The 17,175-nt window shown below is 57.9% G+C and carries 10 protein-coding genes; 3 read left to right on the forward strand and 7 right to left on the reverse strand.

Going from position 1 to position 17,175, the window contains the following annotated elements:
• Positions 1-288: 288 nt before the first annotated feature.
• Positions 289-1,644: a PAS domain S-box protein gene (locus FJU08_RS13870; RefSeq protein WP_181409852.1), complete on the reverse strand. Its 1,356-nt coding sequence runs from the start codon at positions 1,642-1,644 to the stop codon at positions 289-291.
• Between the two features lie 215 nt (positions 1,645-1,859).
• Positions 1,860-2,696 (reverse strand): hypothetical protein, encoded by an 837-nt coding sequence (locus FJU08_RS13875; protein WP_141149619.1) that lies wholly within the window; start codon positions 2,694-2,696, stop codon positions 1,860-1,862.
• A 248-nt stretch (positions 2,697-2,944) separates the two neighbouring features.
• Here FJU08_RS13875 and FJU08_RS13880 point away from each other — a divergent pair, with 248 nt between their 5' ends.
• Positions 2,945-4,237, forward strand: coding sequence for an MFS transporter (locus tag FJU08_RS13880; RefSeq protein WP_141149718.1), 1,293 nt, complete (start codon positions 2,945-2,947; stop codon positions 4,235-4,237).
• A gap of 27 nt (positions 4,238-4,264) precedes the next feature.
• Here the strand turns inward: FJU08_RS13880 and FJU08_RS13885 are convergent, their stop codons facing one another.
• The gene (locus FJU08_RS13885; protein WP_141149620.1) at positions 4,265-5,212 is read right to left on the reverse strand and encodes a DMT family transporter; all 948 of its coding nucleotides are present in this window, start codon (positions 5,210-5,212) and stop codon (positions 4,265-4,267) included.
• 198 nt (positions 5,213-5,410) lie between these two features.
• Here FJU08_RS13885 and pepN point away from each other — a divergent pair, with 198 nt between their 5' ends.
• Together pepN and FJU08_RS13895 are read left to right on the forward strand one after the other, a co-directional pair.
• On the forward strand, positions 5,411-8,059 hold the full coding sequence (gene pepN, locus FJU08_RS13890) for an aminopeptidase N (RefSeq protein ID WP_141149719.1): 2,649 nt from the start codon (positions 5,411-5,413) through the stop codon (positions 8,057-8,059).
• A gap of 224 nt (positions 8,060-8,283) precedes the next feature.
• A complete protein-coding gene (locus tag FJU08_RS13895) occupies positions 8,284-10,176 on the forward strand; it encodes a hypothetical protein (RefSeq protein WP_141149621.1) in 1,893 nt (630 codons plus the stop codon).
• Between the two features lie 44 nt (positions 10,177-10,220).
• Here FJU08_RS13895 and FJU08_RS13900 read toward each other — a convergent pair whose 3' ends face one another.
• From FJU08_RS13900 to FJU08_RS13915, 4 genes are all read right to left on the reverse strand, one after another.
• Positions 10,221-13,172, reverse strand: a complete 2,952-nt coding sequence (locus FJU08_RS13900) for a bifunctional [glutamine synthetase] adenylyltransferase/[glutamine synthetase]-adenylyl-L-tyrosine phosphorylase (RefSeq protein ID WP_141149622.1) — start codon at positions 13,170-13,172, stop codon at positions 10,221-10,223.
• Positions 13,173-13,301: 129 nt separating this feature from the next.
• Positions 13,302-14,714, reverse strand: a complete 1,413-nt coding sequence (locus tag FJU08_RS13905; protein ID WP_141149623.1) for a sensor histidine kinase — start codon at positions 14,712-14,714, stop codon at positions 13,302-13,304.
• Entirely contained in the window at positions 14,715-15,389 is a 675-nt protein-coding gene (locus tag FJU08_RS13910; protein ID WP_210245234.1) for a response regulator transcription factor, read from the reverse strand.
• A gap of 179 nt (positions 15,390-15,568) precedes the next feature.
• On the reverse strand, positions 15,569-17,107 hold the full coding sequence (locus tag FJU08_RS13915; protein WP_141149624.1) for a Do family serine endopeptidase: 1,539 nt from the start codon (positions 17,105-17,107) through the stop codon (positions 15,569-15,571).
• Positions 17,108-17,175 lie beyond the last annotated feature (68 nt).

Genomic DNA, 17,175 nt, shown 5'->3' on the forward strand with positions numbered 1-17,175 from the left:
ATACTTTGCAGATGTTGTTGTTTGACGGCAGTCGCAGTATTTAGCTGTCATACGGATGCAATAGGGCTGCACGAAATACGGCACGGAAATCGACCATCTTCCCTGGTTGGGTGATTTGTCAGAGCCGCAGGATCGACAGAGACTGCATCTTGTGTGTCGATGCCCTGATCGGGCGAGAAGACCAACAGCACTTCTTGGCCCGCGTAATGACTCCAAATTAAGAGCGGATGCTTTCGGCATTCGCTCTTTTTGTTTTTGCGCGTGCAAGCACCCGCCTCGGCGAACCGGTCAAGCGTCAAGTGTCACGGTGATCGTCGTACCTTTTTCAATCGCGGTGTCGATTGCAAGCCGTCCGCCAAGCAGGTCCACGGCCACGCGCGCCCGTGCAATCGCGGTATGGGAAAAGCCGGTCGAAAGGTCCGGCTGCTCGCCAACCAGAGCCAGCTCGTCCTCGCTCAGTCCGCGACCGATATCCTTGAAACGCGCGACAAAACCATAATCGCCGACCGGATCCATCGTGATTTCAGCGTCACAATAGAGCGGGCTTACAGCGATAAGCCTCTCAATCAGCAAATCGAACAGCGGCCGCAATGCCAGTTCGTCAACGACCATATCGCCAATGCCGTCATCAATACGCGCGACGAGATGAACGCATTCGCCGGCAGCAGCAAGCCGGTGCGCCTCGAATGAACTCCGCAAAGCCTTGGCAGGCTTGACCTTGGGCAATTCGCTAACCTTGCGCTTCTGCTCGCGCACGGATTCGAATTCAGCATAGAGATCACGCTGTTCAGCAGGCCCGCGGCGCGATAGTTGCGGCGGCGGAGCGGTTGTACGCTGGGCAACCTCGGCCTTGGCCCAGGCTTCCTTTAACGCGGCAGCACGGTTGGCAGCGGCTTCCTGGGCGACCTTGCGCGGCACCGGTTCGCTTACCCCCAGAGCCGCAGAAGACCATGCGGGCTGTCGCGGCGGCTCTGCCTGCCGGGATGCCGGAGTTTCCGAAGTGCTGGCCGCAAAAAGAGCATCGTCGCGGCCGATATCCGGCATCGGCGCTCGCGCCACTGGCGCCTCAACCGCCCGGTCCAGTGACGGCAACGGTGATTTTGCGGCTATGTTAGCGCTATCTTTGTCCGGAACAATTGAGCTGTTGATGCCTGTCGCATCAGATACCGGTGCGGGTTTCGCACTGACCTGCTGCACAGCGTCATTCTGCCTGGCATCGCGATTATAAACCCACACAGATGAAGGCTTTTCCGGTTCGCTCTCGGTGACAGCCGACAGGCCCTGAGGCATAGGCGCCGCCTGAACGATAACGCATAGCCCCTCGCGATGCTTCATCCGCGCCAGAGAAACCTTGACGGCCCGGATCGGTGGGCGCGCCGTGCGAACCTCAAATTCCTCGAGTTGGTAGCCGGATGCCGGCCGCCCCGCCCGCTCCAGACACTGCTGAATCTGATCGCGATATTCCATGGCGAAAAGATCGGCAATCATCATGCCCCGCAAACGCTCCTCAGTCTGACCAAACAAAAGGATCGCGGCTTCGTTGGCGATCTCGATGCGCCCGTCAAGTGCAGTGATGACCACCGTTTCAGGGGCAGCATCGATTGTATCGCGCATACCGCCGGGGGTTCCGTCTGTGCTGGTCATGTCTGATCTCATCATCTGTCAACCTCTGGCCGGATGCCGTTGCTGTCTCCGCTCAGCCGATACTGGCGAAAGCTTTCCGACCCGCTTTTGCTACCCGCTTAAAACAATGATGCGGCAAACCGGTTCAGAATGTCTTTCGCGACATAATTAACATTCTTCTAACCCAGCATAGAAAAATGTGAAAGACGGCAATTTCAGGGTCACCTGAACAAGCGTCACCCCAATGCCTGCTCGAAGGCCATGTCGACATAGTGGAATTTGACGGCCTGCCAGCCGCAATAATCCTTCACATAGGCCGCATCGACCCACATATCGCTATCGAACGACTTTCCCAGCCAGCCAATACATCCCGCCTCAACGACCTTCTTGACCGTGCGCTGGAGATGGGTTCGCGAAATAATCATTTTCGTTGCCATATCTCGTGTATCGAGCGCCGGAATATGATAGCGGCCATCAACGCACTGTTTGTCCCCCAGAAGGATCATGATCTGGTCCATCACCAGACCGCCCGAAGTTGAGCGCAGGAGAAGCCCCACATTTTCAGGTGGCTCACGCCAGCGTGCATCCTCAATGCAATATTCGGCGAGAAGCGGCTGAGCCACAGGCAAAAGCTCGGGCCGCGCCAGGAAGCGCGGCGCCCGGGCTCCCCCGTCCAACACGTCCAGAACCTGTAGATTTGCAGCAAACCAGGCGGTCATGGCCGCAAGAACAGCATCGGAAGGCGCCCAGTAACGCGGTCGCTGGCCTGGCCGGGTCTCATCCGGCCTGATGAACTGGTAGGCTGCCAGCTCATCCAAAAGATCACGCACCGTATTCGGACTGGCAATCTTGAAAGCGCCGACCCTGGCGATCAGCGCGCCGGCCGTCAGATTGTTTCCCGGCTGCCAATAGAGGCTAAGCGCCGCCATCGAAATCAGCCAGCGCCGATGGAAGGCAAAATTCGCAGCCAGACGCTGGTTTTCGTCATAGACATTTTTCAGCCGATTCCCATAGGCTGCGATGGCCGGCAAAAACAATGGATGACCGGCTATGGAAGAAATCGGAATAGGCATGTTCAATTTGCACGCGTAAGGTCATAAATCTAAACAAATACAACTGCATAGAGATTATGACGATAAAGAATGTCAGACATGTAACGCTTATTCCATAGAAACGATAAAAGGCAAATCCCCCATTGCTGCGGTCGCAACGCTTGAAGAGCGCTGCCGAACTGTTTATAGCGCCCGAAAACCAAGCAGTCCGACGCGATAGCGCCCTGGATCGATGGATGCGCCGCGGGACGGCGCCAATGAGGCTTCCCATGTTCGCCAGTCTGATTTCGATCACGAGTCTGATGTTTTCGACCTTTTTGATGATGGTCGGCTATGGATTGATGAATTACCTCATTCCGGTCCGCTCGGTGGCGGAAGGGTGGTCACCCTTCCTCATTTCCATGACAGCGACCGGTTACACGCTGTTTTTCACGCTTTCCTGTGTCCTGACACCCATGCTGGTGGCACGTGTCGGCCATGTGCGGGTTTTTGGCGCACTGATCACGCTGCTGACAGTATCGATTCTTGCGAGCTCGCTTTATGTCCACTGGCAGGCCTGGCTGCTGCTGCGCGGTATGGCCGGTTTTGCCATTGCCGGCTGCTATCTGATCATAGAAAGCTGGCTCAATGAACGTGTCACCAATGAAACGCGCGGCACGATCTTCGCCGTCTATATGATCGTGGCGCTCGTCGGCCCTATCCTCGGACAATATCTGGTGCCACTTGGCGATCCCAATACGACCGTGCTTTTCATCGTCTGCGGCATCATCTTCTCCATCGCGATTCTGCCCACTGCGCTGTCGACCGCACAGTCGCCCGCTCCCATCGCCCATGTGGAATTCGGCCTGAAGAAGCTCTATCGCCGCTCTCCTGCCGCCTTTGTCGGCGCCATCCTTGCCGGCATATTGTCGGGCACCTGGAGCGGCCTTGGTGGCGTCTACACCACCAATAGCGGCCTTTCGACCGGACAGGGTGCAACGCTTCTGGCCTTCGTGCTTGCCGGCGGTGCCCTGGCGCAGATTCCGATCGGGCGGATATCCGACCGCCTCGACCGGCGCTATCTGATGATTGCTTGCGGCGTGGTCGGTACGGTGGTGAGCGTATTGATGATCATTCTTGGCGGTCTGTCGCTGCCAGTCCTCTACGGGCTCGCCTTTCTCGTCGGCTCAATGCTCTACCCGATCTATTCGCTCAACGTCGCCCACGCCAATGACCGTGCCGATCCGACCGAATATCTGACAATTTCCTCGTCGATGATGATCCTTTATGGCTTCGGCACCGTCGCCGGACCGCCGGTTGCCGGTGGCGCAATGCAGCTGGTCGGCCCGAGCGGCCTGTTGTGGTATCTGGCCATTGGCTTTGCCGCCTATGCCGGATACACCGCATGGCGCGTGTGGAAGGGCAATCCGGGCGTTGCACCGGAAGAACGATCAGACTTCTACCCGATCTCTCTGCCGCTGCGCGGCACCGATCCGGCCGGCAGTATCGCTGTTGATTATAGCGAGGAAATTCCGGAACCGCCGGTTGCCACGGATATCACCGATAACGGCACCAACGGCTGAGACAGGATGCGCTGAGATCGAACCTTCTCAGTGCGGATTTTGCGAAGGCACGATGCTGCGCTGCCGGCGTCGTTCAAGCCCCAGGCTGTGCTCGCGATAGATGATGAATATGCCCGCCCCGATGACGAAGACCGAGCCCACAAGGGTCGGCATGGTCGGGAATTCGCCAAAAATGACGTAGGAAATGGCAATTCCGAGGATCATCGACGAATAATCGAAAGGGGCAATCGTCGAAACATCAGCATAGCGATAGGATTCAGTCAGCAGGATCTGGCCAACACCGCCGAAAAGGCCTGAAAAGATCAACAGCACGGTCGGCCTGACGGGCAGCACTTCCCAACCAAAAGGCAGTGTCAGAAGCGAGATCAACGCGGCAAAAGACGAGAAGTAGATGACAATCGTCGGCCCCTTCTCCGTCGCCAACAGCTTGCGCACCTGAATCATGGCCAGCGCACCGAGAGCAGCGCCGGCCAATATCATAACAACGGCAAGCGCCTCCTCCGACCCCATCCCACCTTCCCTGAAAAGCGTCAGCTTTGGCCAGGAGATGATCATCACCCCGAAAAGCCCGATCGCGACGGCCGACCAGCGATAGATGCGGACGACCTCCCCCAGGAGCAGAGCGGCGAAAACGACAGAGAGGAGCGGCGAAGCATAGCCAAGCGCGATGGTCTCGGGCAGCGGCAGCACCATAAGTCCGTAAAAACCCATCCCCATGGAGATGATACCAAGCAGTGAGCGCTTGAAATGGCCAAAGGGATACTTCGTACTGTAGGCGCCCCTCAGCTCCCGGCGCCAGGCCAGATAGATGATGATCGGCGCTATACCGAAAAAGGAGCGAAAGAAGGTCACTTCACCGGGCATGATGCCACTTCCGGCGAGCTTGATGCAGGTCTGCATACCAAGAAAGGCAAGCACGGAAAGGAGCTTCAGTACAATCCCGCGAACGGAACTGTCATTTTGATCTTCGATCATGGGAAAAGCATTCGTTTGGAAGAGGCAGTCTCGCCGGCGGCATGTCAGCGCAGTGGAAGGCTCCTCAATATCTCAGTTTGGCACCGATTGGCAGTGTTGCCGCCCGGCAAAAAAGGAAATATTTGCCTTAAGGCGCGATCAGGTCTTTGTTACCGCTCAACCGCATATGCGCGCATGATGACTGAAAGAGGTAAGATGATGAAAACGGATACGCCACAACCGGTCTATCTGAAGGACTACCGACCAACCGACTTCGTTCTTGAGACAGTTTCGTTGGCTTTCGAACTGGGAGCGACGGCGACCACCGTCAAGAGCCAGCTCCGTTTTCATCGCCGTCCAGGCGCCGCAGCCGACGCGCCGCTTCCCCTTGATGGCGATGCATTGACGCTTGTCGACCTTGCCGTCGACGGCGAGCCAGTTTCAACCGAAGACTACCAGCAGAGCGCTTCCGGGCTCGTGATTTCCGGCCTGCCGGCAGAAGCGGCCTTCACACTGAGTGTCACGACGCGCATCAACCCGACGGCGAATACCCAGCTTCTCGGCCTCTACCGCACCAATGGCACCTATTCGACCCAGTGCGAGGCGGAAGGCTTCCGCCGCATCACCTTTTTCCCGGATCGGCCCGACGTTCTTGCCGTCTACACGGTAACGATTATCGGCGACAAGAAGACGGAGCCGCTGCTTCTGTCAAACGGCAATCTGATCGAGAAGAAAGACCTCGGCGACGGTCGCCACATGGCGGTGTGGAACGATCCGCACCCCAAGCCCTCCTATCTCTTTGCGCTAGTGGCAGGCGATATGGCCAGGATCGAGGACCGCTTCGTCACCGCGTCCGGCCACGACGTGAAGCTTGAGATTTATGTCGAGCATGGCAAGGAAGGCCGCGCTGGCTATGCGATGGACTCGCTGAAGCGCTCCATGCGCTGGGACGAGGAGCGTTTCGGCCGCGAATATGACCTCGATATCTTCATGATCGTCGCCGTTTCGGACTTCAACATGGGCGCCATGGAGAACAAGGGACTGAACGTCTTCAACGACCGGCTGATTCTCGCCGATCCGCAGACGGCGACTGACGATGACTATGAGCGCATCGAAGCCGTTGTGGCGCATGAATACTTCCACAACTGGACCGGCAACCGCATCACCTGCCGTGACTGGTTCCAGCTCAGTCTCAAGGAAGGTCTGACGGTCTATCGCGAGCATGAGTTTTCCGCAGATCAGCGCTCGCGACCGGTCATCCGCATCAATGAAGTACGCTTCCTGCGCGCCAACCAGTTTCCCGAAGACGGCGGCCCGCTCGCCCATCCGGTGCGCCCGACGCAATATCTCGAGATCGACAATTTCTACACAACGACGGTCTATGAAAAGGGCTGCGAAGTCTCCCGCATGATCGCCACGCTGATTGGCCGCGACGGTTTTCGCAAGGGCATGGACCTCTATTTCGAGCGCCATGACGGCGGTGCGGTGACGATCGAGGACTATCTGAAATGTTTCGAGGATGCGACCGGACGCGATCTCACCCAGTTCTCGCTCTGGTATCATCAGGCCGGAACACCCGTGATCACCGCGACAAGCCAGTATGATCCGTCGGCAAAGACATTGTCGCTCACCCTTGGCCAGTCGATCCCGCCAACGCCCGGTCAAACAGACAAGAAGCCGATGCATATCCCGATCCGCACCGGTCTGATTGGCGCGAATGGTGAGGAAATCGAGCCCGTTTCCGTTTCGGGCGGCGAACGCACGGACGATGTGCTGCACCTGACCAAGACCAGCCAGACCTTTGTGTTTGAAGGCATCGCCAGCAAGCCTGCGATTTCGCTAAACCGTGATTTCTCCGCACCGGTGCGCGTCGAATACGATCAACCGGTTTCGGAGCGCGCCCTGATCGCCCGCTCCGAAACCGACCCGGTGGCGCGCTGGGATGCGGCCAATGGCCTTGCGCTTCAGGCGCTTTGCCAGATGAGCCGTGCCGTTCAGGATGAACAAGCCGCAAAGGCCGACGAAACCGTCGCCCGGGTTCTGCTGGCCTTTGCCACGGACGAAACGCTGGAGCCGGACTACCGGGCGCTGGCACTCACCCTGCCCTCGGAAACCGACGTCGCTCGTGAGCTCGGCGAAAATGTCGATCCCGAGGCCGTGCGTGAGGCGCGGCAGATCCTGGCAACGGCTATTGCCAAAGCCGGCGGCGACCTGTTTGCCCGCCTTGCCGAGGACATGCGCGACACCGGGGCCTTCAGCCCTGACGCAGCAAGCGCCGGACGGCGCGCCCTGCACAATATCGCGCTTTCCTATCAGGCACGCTTGAACAGCGATCCCGCCCCCATCCTTGCCGCCTACAAGCAGGCCAATTCAATGACGGCCCTGATCGGGGCGCTGCGTATTCTGGTGACCGGCTTTGCCGATACACCGGCAGCCAAGGAAGCGCTTGTCGATTTCCGCACCCGCTTTGCCGGCGAACCGCTGGTTCTCGACAAGTGGTTCTCGGCCCAGGCAGGCATTGCCGGTGAAGAGGCGCTGGAAAGGGTGAAGGGCCTGATGAAGGACGCAGCCTTCAATATCGGCAACCCGAACCGCGTGCGCGCGCTGATCGGCGCTTTTGCGGCCTCCAACCCGACCGGCTTCAATCGCGCTGACGGGCTTGCCTACGACTTTTTCGCCGATTTCCTGCTCGACATGGACAAGCGCAATCCCAACCTGACGGCGCGGCTGATGACCTCGATGCGCTCCTTCGAGACGCTGGAGCCAATCCGCAGGGCACGGGCACGCTCGGCCATCGAACGTATAGCGGAAGCAAAGGACCTCTCCCGCAACCTGCGCGATATTGTCAACCGCATGTTGAAAAACTGATTCCGGACTTGCCAATTTCGTGCATTTGAGTCCACCCATTCAGCCTGGCCGCCGCAAATTCGGCCAGGCTGATTTCAGCTTCGTTTTTGCTGATTACAAATTTTCCTTTTTATATATATGGTTAACAAAAGCTTGATGATCATGACTGGACAAGCCGAATCGGTTTTGATTCATTAGGGCAGGTTCGCAGAGCGGCTTCGCGAATCACACGAGGGATCAGCGTCATGAAAAAAGCGGATGTGCGGCTTCGCGCCACACTCAACGAGGGATTGCGCCCGCAATTCGGAGATAACCGTGCAGCGGACAGCTTTGCAGACAGCTATTCGGGTCCGTTCGCGAACGTCCTGACGCTTGACCCGCCCATGATCGAAAAAGCACTTCGACGTGCCATTCCGATCCTGATCATCGCCTTTCTGATTGCTGTCGCGACAACACGCGGGCTGACGCTGCTGCAAAGCCATGGCCAGCTGCAGACGACAATCCAGAACCAGACCGAACTTGTCGCCACCATGGCCTATGCCGCATTCTCCGAACATGCCGATATGTTCCGGCCGGGAGACACCGATGCGGCCAAGGCTCACCTTCAGGCCCTCATGAGCATTGCCGATATCAACCCCGACACAGCCCTGCTGCTGATCGATACAGACGGGACGGTCTTCGCCGCCAGCAATAGCGGCACCTCCTATATCGGCGACAACCTCGCCACGCTGCTTCCGGCCGTTGCTGCCGCCAGACATATAAAGGTCGGCAATAGCGGCGCGCTCGAAACCGTGATCGACGGCACGCAGCATATCGTCTCTCTTCACCTGATCGGCAATGACGGCGCCATGGTGATGGCCATCCATGCCAAGGGCGCTGCGGCTGGCGCATGGCGCACCGAAATGAACATGAATGTCACGCTGTTTGCAGCCACGGCCCTGCTGCTGATCGTGTTGACCTATGCCTATTATGCCCAGCTCGACCGTGCAGGACGCAATGGGCAGGCGCTCTCGCGCTATCGCAATGACAGTGAAACAATGCTTGCAGGCGGTGAAGCAGGCCTGTGGACCTTTGATGCAGAAGCCAAGACCATCGCGCTCGCAAGTTCGGCACTGGAGGCACTCGGCCTTCAGGGCAGCGCCGGTCCGCGCAGCCTGCGCAGCCTTCTCGCGCATATTCACCCCGACGACCGGCGCGCGATCAAGACGCTTCTGGGGCCGTCAGATACCGGACGGATTGACGCCACCATCCGCTTTCGCCAGCGTGATGACCGATATGTCCGTTTCGCGATCCGCGCTCAGTTGAGCACGCTTAACGAACGGATGAGCATTTCAGGGATCATTTTCCGCGTCACGGCCGGCCGTGCGGCCGATACGGCTGCATGCAGCGGGCAGATGCTCTCCGCTGCCATTGAGGCTGTTCCGCAATCTGTGGCCATATGGGGCCGCAATGGCCGACTGCTTGCCGCCAACGCCCACTTCCGCACCGCCTATGGCGCCGGACGCGACCTTTCCGGGCTCACGCGAGAAGAGCTTTCCGAAACGGCCACGTCAGCGGTTGTTGTTCGGCAGAACCGCATGACCGGGATTGGGGCCGGCAATTGCTTCGCTGAAACCCAGACGACGCAGGGGCGCTGGATCCAGCTTGATGAGCGTCGTCTGCCCTCCGGCGAAACAATCTCCATCGGCACCGACATCACGCGCTTCAAGGACAACCAGAACAGGCTGCAATCAGTTCAGGACCGACTGCGCAAAACGGTCAACGAACTCGCCTGCGCCAAGCGTCGCCTTGAGCAGGAAGCCGCAAGTCTCAAGGCAGCCCTCACACTGAGCCGCTCGCCTGTCACTGCCGAGCGAACCGAAGAACAGCGTCTGACACATGCCATGCGCACTGAACTGACAACCGTGGTTGGCTATTGCGAGATCATGATGGCAGCTACGAAGCAGGATAATGTGCAGGTGCAGGATTACGCTCGCAACATTCACGCAGGCGGCATGGCGCTTCAGGCGATCATCGAGGAAATGGCACAAAAGGAAGCAGGCGCCAACCGCGTGGCTGTCGCCACCACAGCGGCTGTTGCCATGAAGCCCGGCGTTTTGATGCGCCGCACCATCAACACCGCCACCAACGCCCACTGATCACCGGTTCGCGCAACCTCTACCGTCACACCGGCGTCCCCGGCTCACACTGAAAGTGTTTTCAGGAAAATGCTGCGAACAGCCTCGCCCGTATCCTTCAGCAAGGCTTCGACCATACCGATATCAGGCTGGTCAGCGATGCGGCAGACCCGCTCGACCAAAGCTGATGGCGCCGCCTCCGGGTCAAACCCCGATGGCAGGCAGGCGCGTGTCAGCTGCGACAGATCGGTATAGAGCCGCAGCGCATTGCGGCAGACCGAAACGTCCTCAAAGGACATGATCAATTCCCCATACTGCTCCAGCATACCGTCAGTTGACAAAATATCGCGATCGCCCGTCTTACCGCCATCCTGGTCACAGGCACTGAGCCGGCTATATTGCGCCAGAAATTCGATATCAATCAGCCCGCCATCCACCAGTTTCAGATCCCACAGGCTCTTTGCAGGCTTCTCCCGACCGATCCGGGCGCGCATATCGGCGACATCGAAAGCAAGGCTCTTCGGGTCACGCTGTTTGGAAAGCACGTCATCAATCACTGCACCGGCGTCTCGCAGCAATGAAGCGTCGCCGCAAAGCGGGTGCGAACGTGAAAGAGCCATATGCTCCCAGGTCCAGGCTTCATTCTTCTGGTACTTTTCAAAGGCAGCCAGGCGCGTTGCCAGCGGCCCGGCATTGCCCGATGGCCGCAGCCGCATATCCACCTCGTAGAGAACACCTTCGGCAGTTGGCGCGGACAGGGCGGCAACCAGTCTTTGGGTCAGGCGTGCAAAGTAACGTGTCACATCAAGCGGCTTTTCACCGTCGGACATCGAAAGCGGATCATCGCAATCGTAAAGTACGATCACATCGACATCGGAGCCCGCCGTGAGTTCTGCACTTCCGAGTTTTCCCATCGCCAGCACCGCCACGCGCTGACCGGCGACACGCCCGTGTGCTGCTTCCATCTCTGCCTCTGCGGCCTCAAGAGCATCACCAATGGCCAACGTCGCCAGTGTGGTGAAGGCATAACCGGCGGCAAAACCGTTGATTGCCCCCGTCATCAGGCGAATACCGATCAGGAAACGCTGTTCAGCCGCAAAAATGCGCAACCGGTCCAGGCGCTCCTCGTAAAGCGTGGCACCGCTCATAAAGGCTTCAAGACGGCTGGAAAGGTAATCTCTCGTCGGCAGTTCGGTTAGGAGAGCCGGATCCAGCATACCATCGAGGATATGCGGCCTTGCGGCTAGGATTTCAGCCATCCGCGGCGCTGCGGACATGATCTCCACGACCAGCCGCAGCAGATTGGTATTGTTGGTCAGCAGGGAGAAAAGCTGAACGCCAGCCGGCAAACCGGACAAAAACCGGTCAAACCGAAGCAGCGCCTCATCCGCCCTGCGGCTTTCGCCAAAGGCTTTCAGCAGTGCCGGCATCAACGCCGTCAGCCGTTGCCGCGCCTTGGTCGACTGGGTTGCGCGATACCGCCCGTAATGCCAGCTGCGAATGATCCGGGAAATATCCGAAGGGCGTTCGAAACCAAGATGTGAGAGCGTTTCCAGCGTCGAGGGATCGTCTTCCTCGCCGGTAAAGACCAGATTTCCTGTCTCCGACGACAGGGTCTCCTCCCGCTCGAAAAGGCGGGCATAGCGTTTTTCAACGGTCTTAAGCGTTTTCAGAAGCGCTTCGGCAAAGGCGTTGACACCTTCAAAACCCAGCATGAAGGCGATACGCAGAAGCTCGTCATCGCCTTCCGGCAGCACATGGGTCTGCTCGTCACGTACCATCTGGATACGGTGTTCGACATTGCGTAAAAACCAGTAGGCTTTTGACAGCTCGTCGCAGGTCGCCCCGTCGATCCAGCGCGCTTCACGCAGTGCTTCGAGCGCGTCAATCGTGCGCCGCTGGCGAAGCTGCGGCATGCGGCCACCGGCGATCAGCTGCTGGGTCTGAACAAAAAACTCAATCTCGCGAATACCGCCACGCCCAAGCTTGACATTGTGTCCGTTCACCGCGACGAGCCCGAAGCCCTTATGCGCGTGGATCTGCCGCTTGATCGCATGAATATCGGCAATCGCGGCATAATCGAGATATTTTCTGAAGATGAAAGGCGTCATCTCGCGGATGAAAGTCTCTCCGGCAGCAAGGTCACCAGCAATCGGTTTCGCCTTGATATAGGCGGCACGTTCCCAGTTCTGACCGCGGCTTTCATAATACACAAGCGCAGCCTCGACGGGCACAGCCAAGGCCGTGGACCCTGGATCAGGGCGCAGACGAAGATCAGTGCGGAAGACATAGCCATCGCCCGTGCGCTCCTGCAGGATCCGTACAAAACGCCGCATCATCCGCGGGAAAAAAGCAAGGGACCGGTCAGCATCGGGCACCGCCGGGCAATCGGGACTAAAGAAGACGACGACATCGATATCGGAGGAATAGTTGAGTTCACCAGCACCGAGCTTGCCCATGCCCAGTACGACAACGCCTGAGCCAAGCGAAGGACGGTCAGGATGCGCGAGCATCATCTCTCCCGCATCGTTTGCGGCGCGCAGGAGATGATCCATAGCTGACGCTACGGCAGCCTCGGCGAACCGGCTCAGAAGAGATGTGGTCCTCTCGGCTGGCCAGAGCCCATCCAGATCAGCCAGGGCAGCCAGAAAGGCAAAATGGCGCTTCGCCCGGCGCAGGCGGCTCATCAGCTGCGCCTCGCTGGCATTGCCATCACCCTCGCGCCATGCCTCACGCGCCTCTAGGATCAAGGCGTCGAGTTGCGCAGCAACTGGCATGTCTATTGAAGTCAGAACAGACGGATCGCTGCGACATGTATCGAGAAGATAGGGAGAGAGTGAAAGAGCCGCGCCGAGAAAAGCAAAAAGAGGGGTAGCCGGATCGGCCAAGCCGGGCTTATCGAGCCTTGCTGCGGCTTCGTTGAGGACCGTTGAGGCCTTCTCAAGCGCGTCATCACCAAACGGACGGATCAATGGCTCCGCGCGTCTGCCCAGACACGCTTCTCCTGGCAACATCATGCAAGCCTCCTCCCTCAGCACAAACCGCACCGTCCTCGTCGAGCAAAAGATGCGAAAGCACGGAACAGTCCATGCCGCTTTAGAGCGGTTTGTCAGCACAAAGGCAAGCCCGGACGAAAGGCCGCGGCATCAGGCTTTCTTGAGCGGGAACTTGATGATGGCCGCCAATCCTTGCATTTCGGGGAAGAATTGGGAGGCTGGCGCCAATGACAGTTCGCCCTTGTGCATTTCCGCAACAGCCTCCACCAGCGACAGGCCAAGCCCCGTTCCCGGCTTTGACCGGCTGCTGTCCAGCCGGACGAAACGCTTCTTGACCTCATCCATCTGTGCGGAGGGTATCCCGGCACCATCATCAGCAACAATCAGCGCGGCCATGTCTTCATCGTGGCGAAGGACCAACCTCAATACGCCTGTTTTCGAGCAATCGGACGAGTATTTGATCGCATTGTCCAAAAGGTTGAAAATTGCCTGACCGATCAGTTCGCGATTGCCAGAAATCTGCAATTCGTTCTCAATCTCACAGACCAGCTGCAATCCGGCCTCTTCAGCCACGGGATCGTAAAGTTCGCCACTGTCCGTAGCGATGGCGGAAAGGTCAATCTCAGACATTTCCGCCGCCGAGGATCCTGCCTCGACACGCGAGATCATCAAAAGTGCGTTGAAGGTGCGAATGAGCTGATCTGATTCGGAAATGATCCCTTCCAGCGCTTGTCTGCGTAGCTGCTCATCTTCTTCGGCAATGGCATCTGCCGCCTTGTTGCGCAGCCGTGTCAGCGGCGTCTTGAGGTCATGGGCAATATTGTCGGAGACCTGCCGCAATCCCTCGTTCAACTTGACGATACGTTCGAGCATGACATTCAACGAATCCGACAGGCGGTCGAACTCATCACCGGACCCCGAAACCGGCAGCCGCTGCGAAAGATCGCCGGCCATGATCTTGCGACTCGCACTCGACATGCCATCGATGCGCTGAAGCGCGGTCCTGCCGATCGCAAGCCAGATGATCAGCGCTCCGACGCCCATGATGAGAAGCGCAAGCAGCAAGGCCTGCTTAAGGATCAGCCGCAATTCTTCCGGATCTCCGAGATCGCGCCCGATCAACAGACGCATGCCGTTTTGCAACTCAAAGACGTAGCCCGTGGCAACATTTGCCCGGCTGGGCCGATCAGGCTCCGAAAAACGCTCATAACTGAAAGGAGGATCGATCCAGCCCGTTTCATTGATCGTGCCAGGCTGGATGGAAGCGACATTTCCGGCAAGCACTTCGCCCTGCGGGCTGGCAAGAACATAGATATTCGCACCGGGCTGATGCGCCCGCCTGTCAATCACACTGAAGAGCAGGCGCATGCCACCACGCTGATAAGTATCGCGCATCTGCGTGATCTCTTCTTCCAGCGAATCGCGCATATGGTGAACCACGAGGCGTTCGGACACGGCTGTGACATAGATGACCATCACGGCAGCACACAGTCCAAACAGCACAACGTAAATGATCGACAGCTTTACAGCCGTCGACCGCAACAGGAGGCGTAATCTGCCCATTCAGTCTGCCTTGATCATATAGCCCGAGCCTCGAATCGTCTTCAGCAGGGGTCTATCAAAGTCTTTTTCGATCTTGGAACGCAAACGCGAAACGTGAACATCGATAACATTGGTCTGGGGATCAAAATGGTAGTCCCAGACATTTTCCAGAAGCATGGTGCGCGTTACCACCTGACCGGCGTTCTTCATCAGATATTCGAGAAGCCGGTATTCACGTGGCTGCAGCGAAATCTCGCGACCAGCACGGCGAACTTCATGCGACAGGCGATCAAGTTCAAGATCACCAACCCGATACATCACATCCTGATCCGGCGCGCCCTTGCGCCGCCCCAGCACCTCAACCCTGGCCAGCAATTCGCTGAAGGCATAGGGCTTCGGCAGATAGTCGTCGCCACCTGCGCGAAGGCCGGTAACCCTGTCATCAACCTGACCAAGCGCGGAAAGAATCAGAACCGGTGTATGGCTCCCCGTTTCCCGCAAGGCCGCAATCAGTGAAAGGCCATCGCGGCGCGGCAACATCCGGTCGACAATCAAAACGTCATAGTCGTTTTCACTGGCCATAAAGAGGCCGCTCTCGCCGTCACCGGCATGCTCACAGGCGATGCCAGCCTCGCGAAAGGCTTTCGTCAGATAGGCCGCAGCCTCAAGATCATCTTCAACAACAAGAACACGCATGTCGGCGACAATAGCGCCCTGCGAAGCCTGGTTACAAGATGCAGCACCACTTTCAGTCGCGTTCATGGAGTTTTCCCCTGTTGCTCTTTGCCGTGACCGTTGTGCAGTCGACCGACATGTCATGACAAACCGGGCTGGCAGGCGAAATCAACACCTGCCAGCCTCACGATTAGGCCTGATCAACCCTTGTCTTCGTCATCAGTTGGCAATGCCAGAAAGCTTGTTCCATTCTGTGTCTCGACCTGGAACAGAGCCTGAGAGCGCCCCTTGTCGGCAGAAGCCTGAAGCTGTTTCATAACATCATCACTCGAACCAACATCGGCGTTGTTCACACTCAGAATCTTCTGACCTTCCGCAATCCCCTTGTCAGCGGCAACAGAATTCGGATCGACCGAGGTCACCGTGACACCCTGACCGTCATCGGAAGGCTGAACAGTAATTCCGAGACGCTTCATCAGCATGTCGGAACCAGTGGCAGAGCCATTGTCCGTGCTGCCGTCAGTCGATGCCAGCTGGCTATCGGCGGGGAACGTGCCCAGTTTGAGCGTGATCGTTTTCGCCTTGCCGTCATGCCAGACGGAAAGTTCAACTTCATCACCCGGCTGCATGCTGCCGATCTTGCGGGAAAGATCACTGGCATCCTTGACAACATCGCCATTGACAGCCGTGACAACATCACCCTTGACGAGGCCGGCCTTGGCGCCTGGACTGTCTTCTGTCGGCTCCGCGATCATAGCGCCCTCGGGCTTTGCCAGACCAATCGATTCAGCAATGTCCTTGGTGACGGGCTGGATACGAACACCGAGCCAGCCGCGGCTGACAGAACCATCGGTAATGAGTTCCTGAACCACATTTTTGGCAATATGGGCCGGAATGGCGAATGCAATGCCAACATTGCCGCCCGAAGGCGAAAAGATAGCCGTGTTGATACCGACGACCTCGCCGTTGAGATCAAAAGTCGGACCGCCGGAATTACCGTGGTTCACAGCAGCATCAACCTGAATGTAGTCGTCATAGGTGCCGGAGGAAATATCGCGCCCAAGCGCTGAAACGATACCTGCGGTAACCGTGCCACCAAGGCCGAAGGGATTGCCGACAGCAACAACCCAGTCGCCAACACGCAACTTGCTGTCATCGGCGAACTGAACATAGGTGAACTTTTTGTCGGCATCGACCTTCAAAACGGCAAGATCTGTGCGCGGATCAGTTCCAACGAGCTTGGCATCATATTCCGTGCCGTCACTCATCACCACAGAGAACGAATCGCCTTCTTTGACAACATGGTTGTTGGTGACGATGTAGCCGTCATCCGAAACAAAGAAGCCAGAGCCTTGAGCAACCGGACGCGGATGCCCCTTGCGCTGGGAGGGGACCGGCGGCGCATTCGGCGAACCAAGCTCGGGGAACAGCTTTCTCAGCGGGCTGTCCGGCGGCAGATCATCAAAACCGCGACCACCAAAGCCAAAGGAGAAGCCGTCATTCTGAGAAACCTGCTTGACGCTGCTTTCTACAACAACAGATACAACGGCTGGCGACACTGCAGACACGACGTCGGCAAAACCGGGAACATCAGGGGCATCGACGTGAATTGGATCCGCGAGCGCCTGATTGACTCCGACGGGAACACCAGCAGAGAAAAGCACGGCGGCAACGCCAGCCGCGGCCGAAGCCTTCAGGAGCGGCTTGAACTTCAGGCGTTCATTTTTCTGGTGAATCATGTTGGACTACCTTTTCCTCTCAGTAACGTTTCTTCAACGAAGCGTCTTATTGGATAAGGTAAATATAC

The organism is Martelella alba, from assembly GCF_006516955.1.
Lineage (GTDB): Bacteria > Pseudomonadota > Alphaproteobacteria > Rhizobiales > Rhizobiaceae > Martelella > Martelella alba.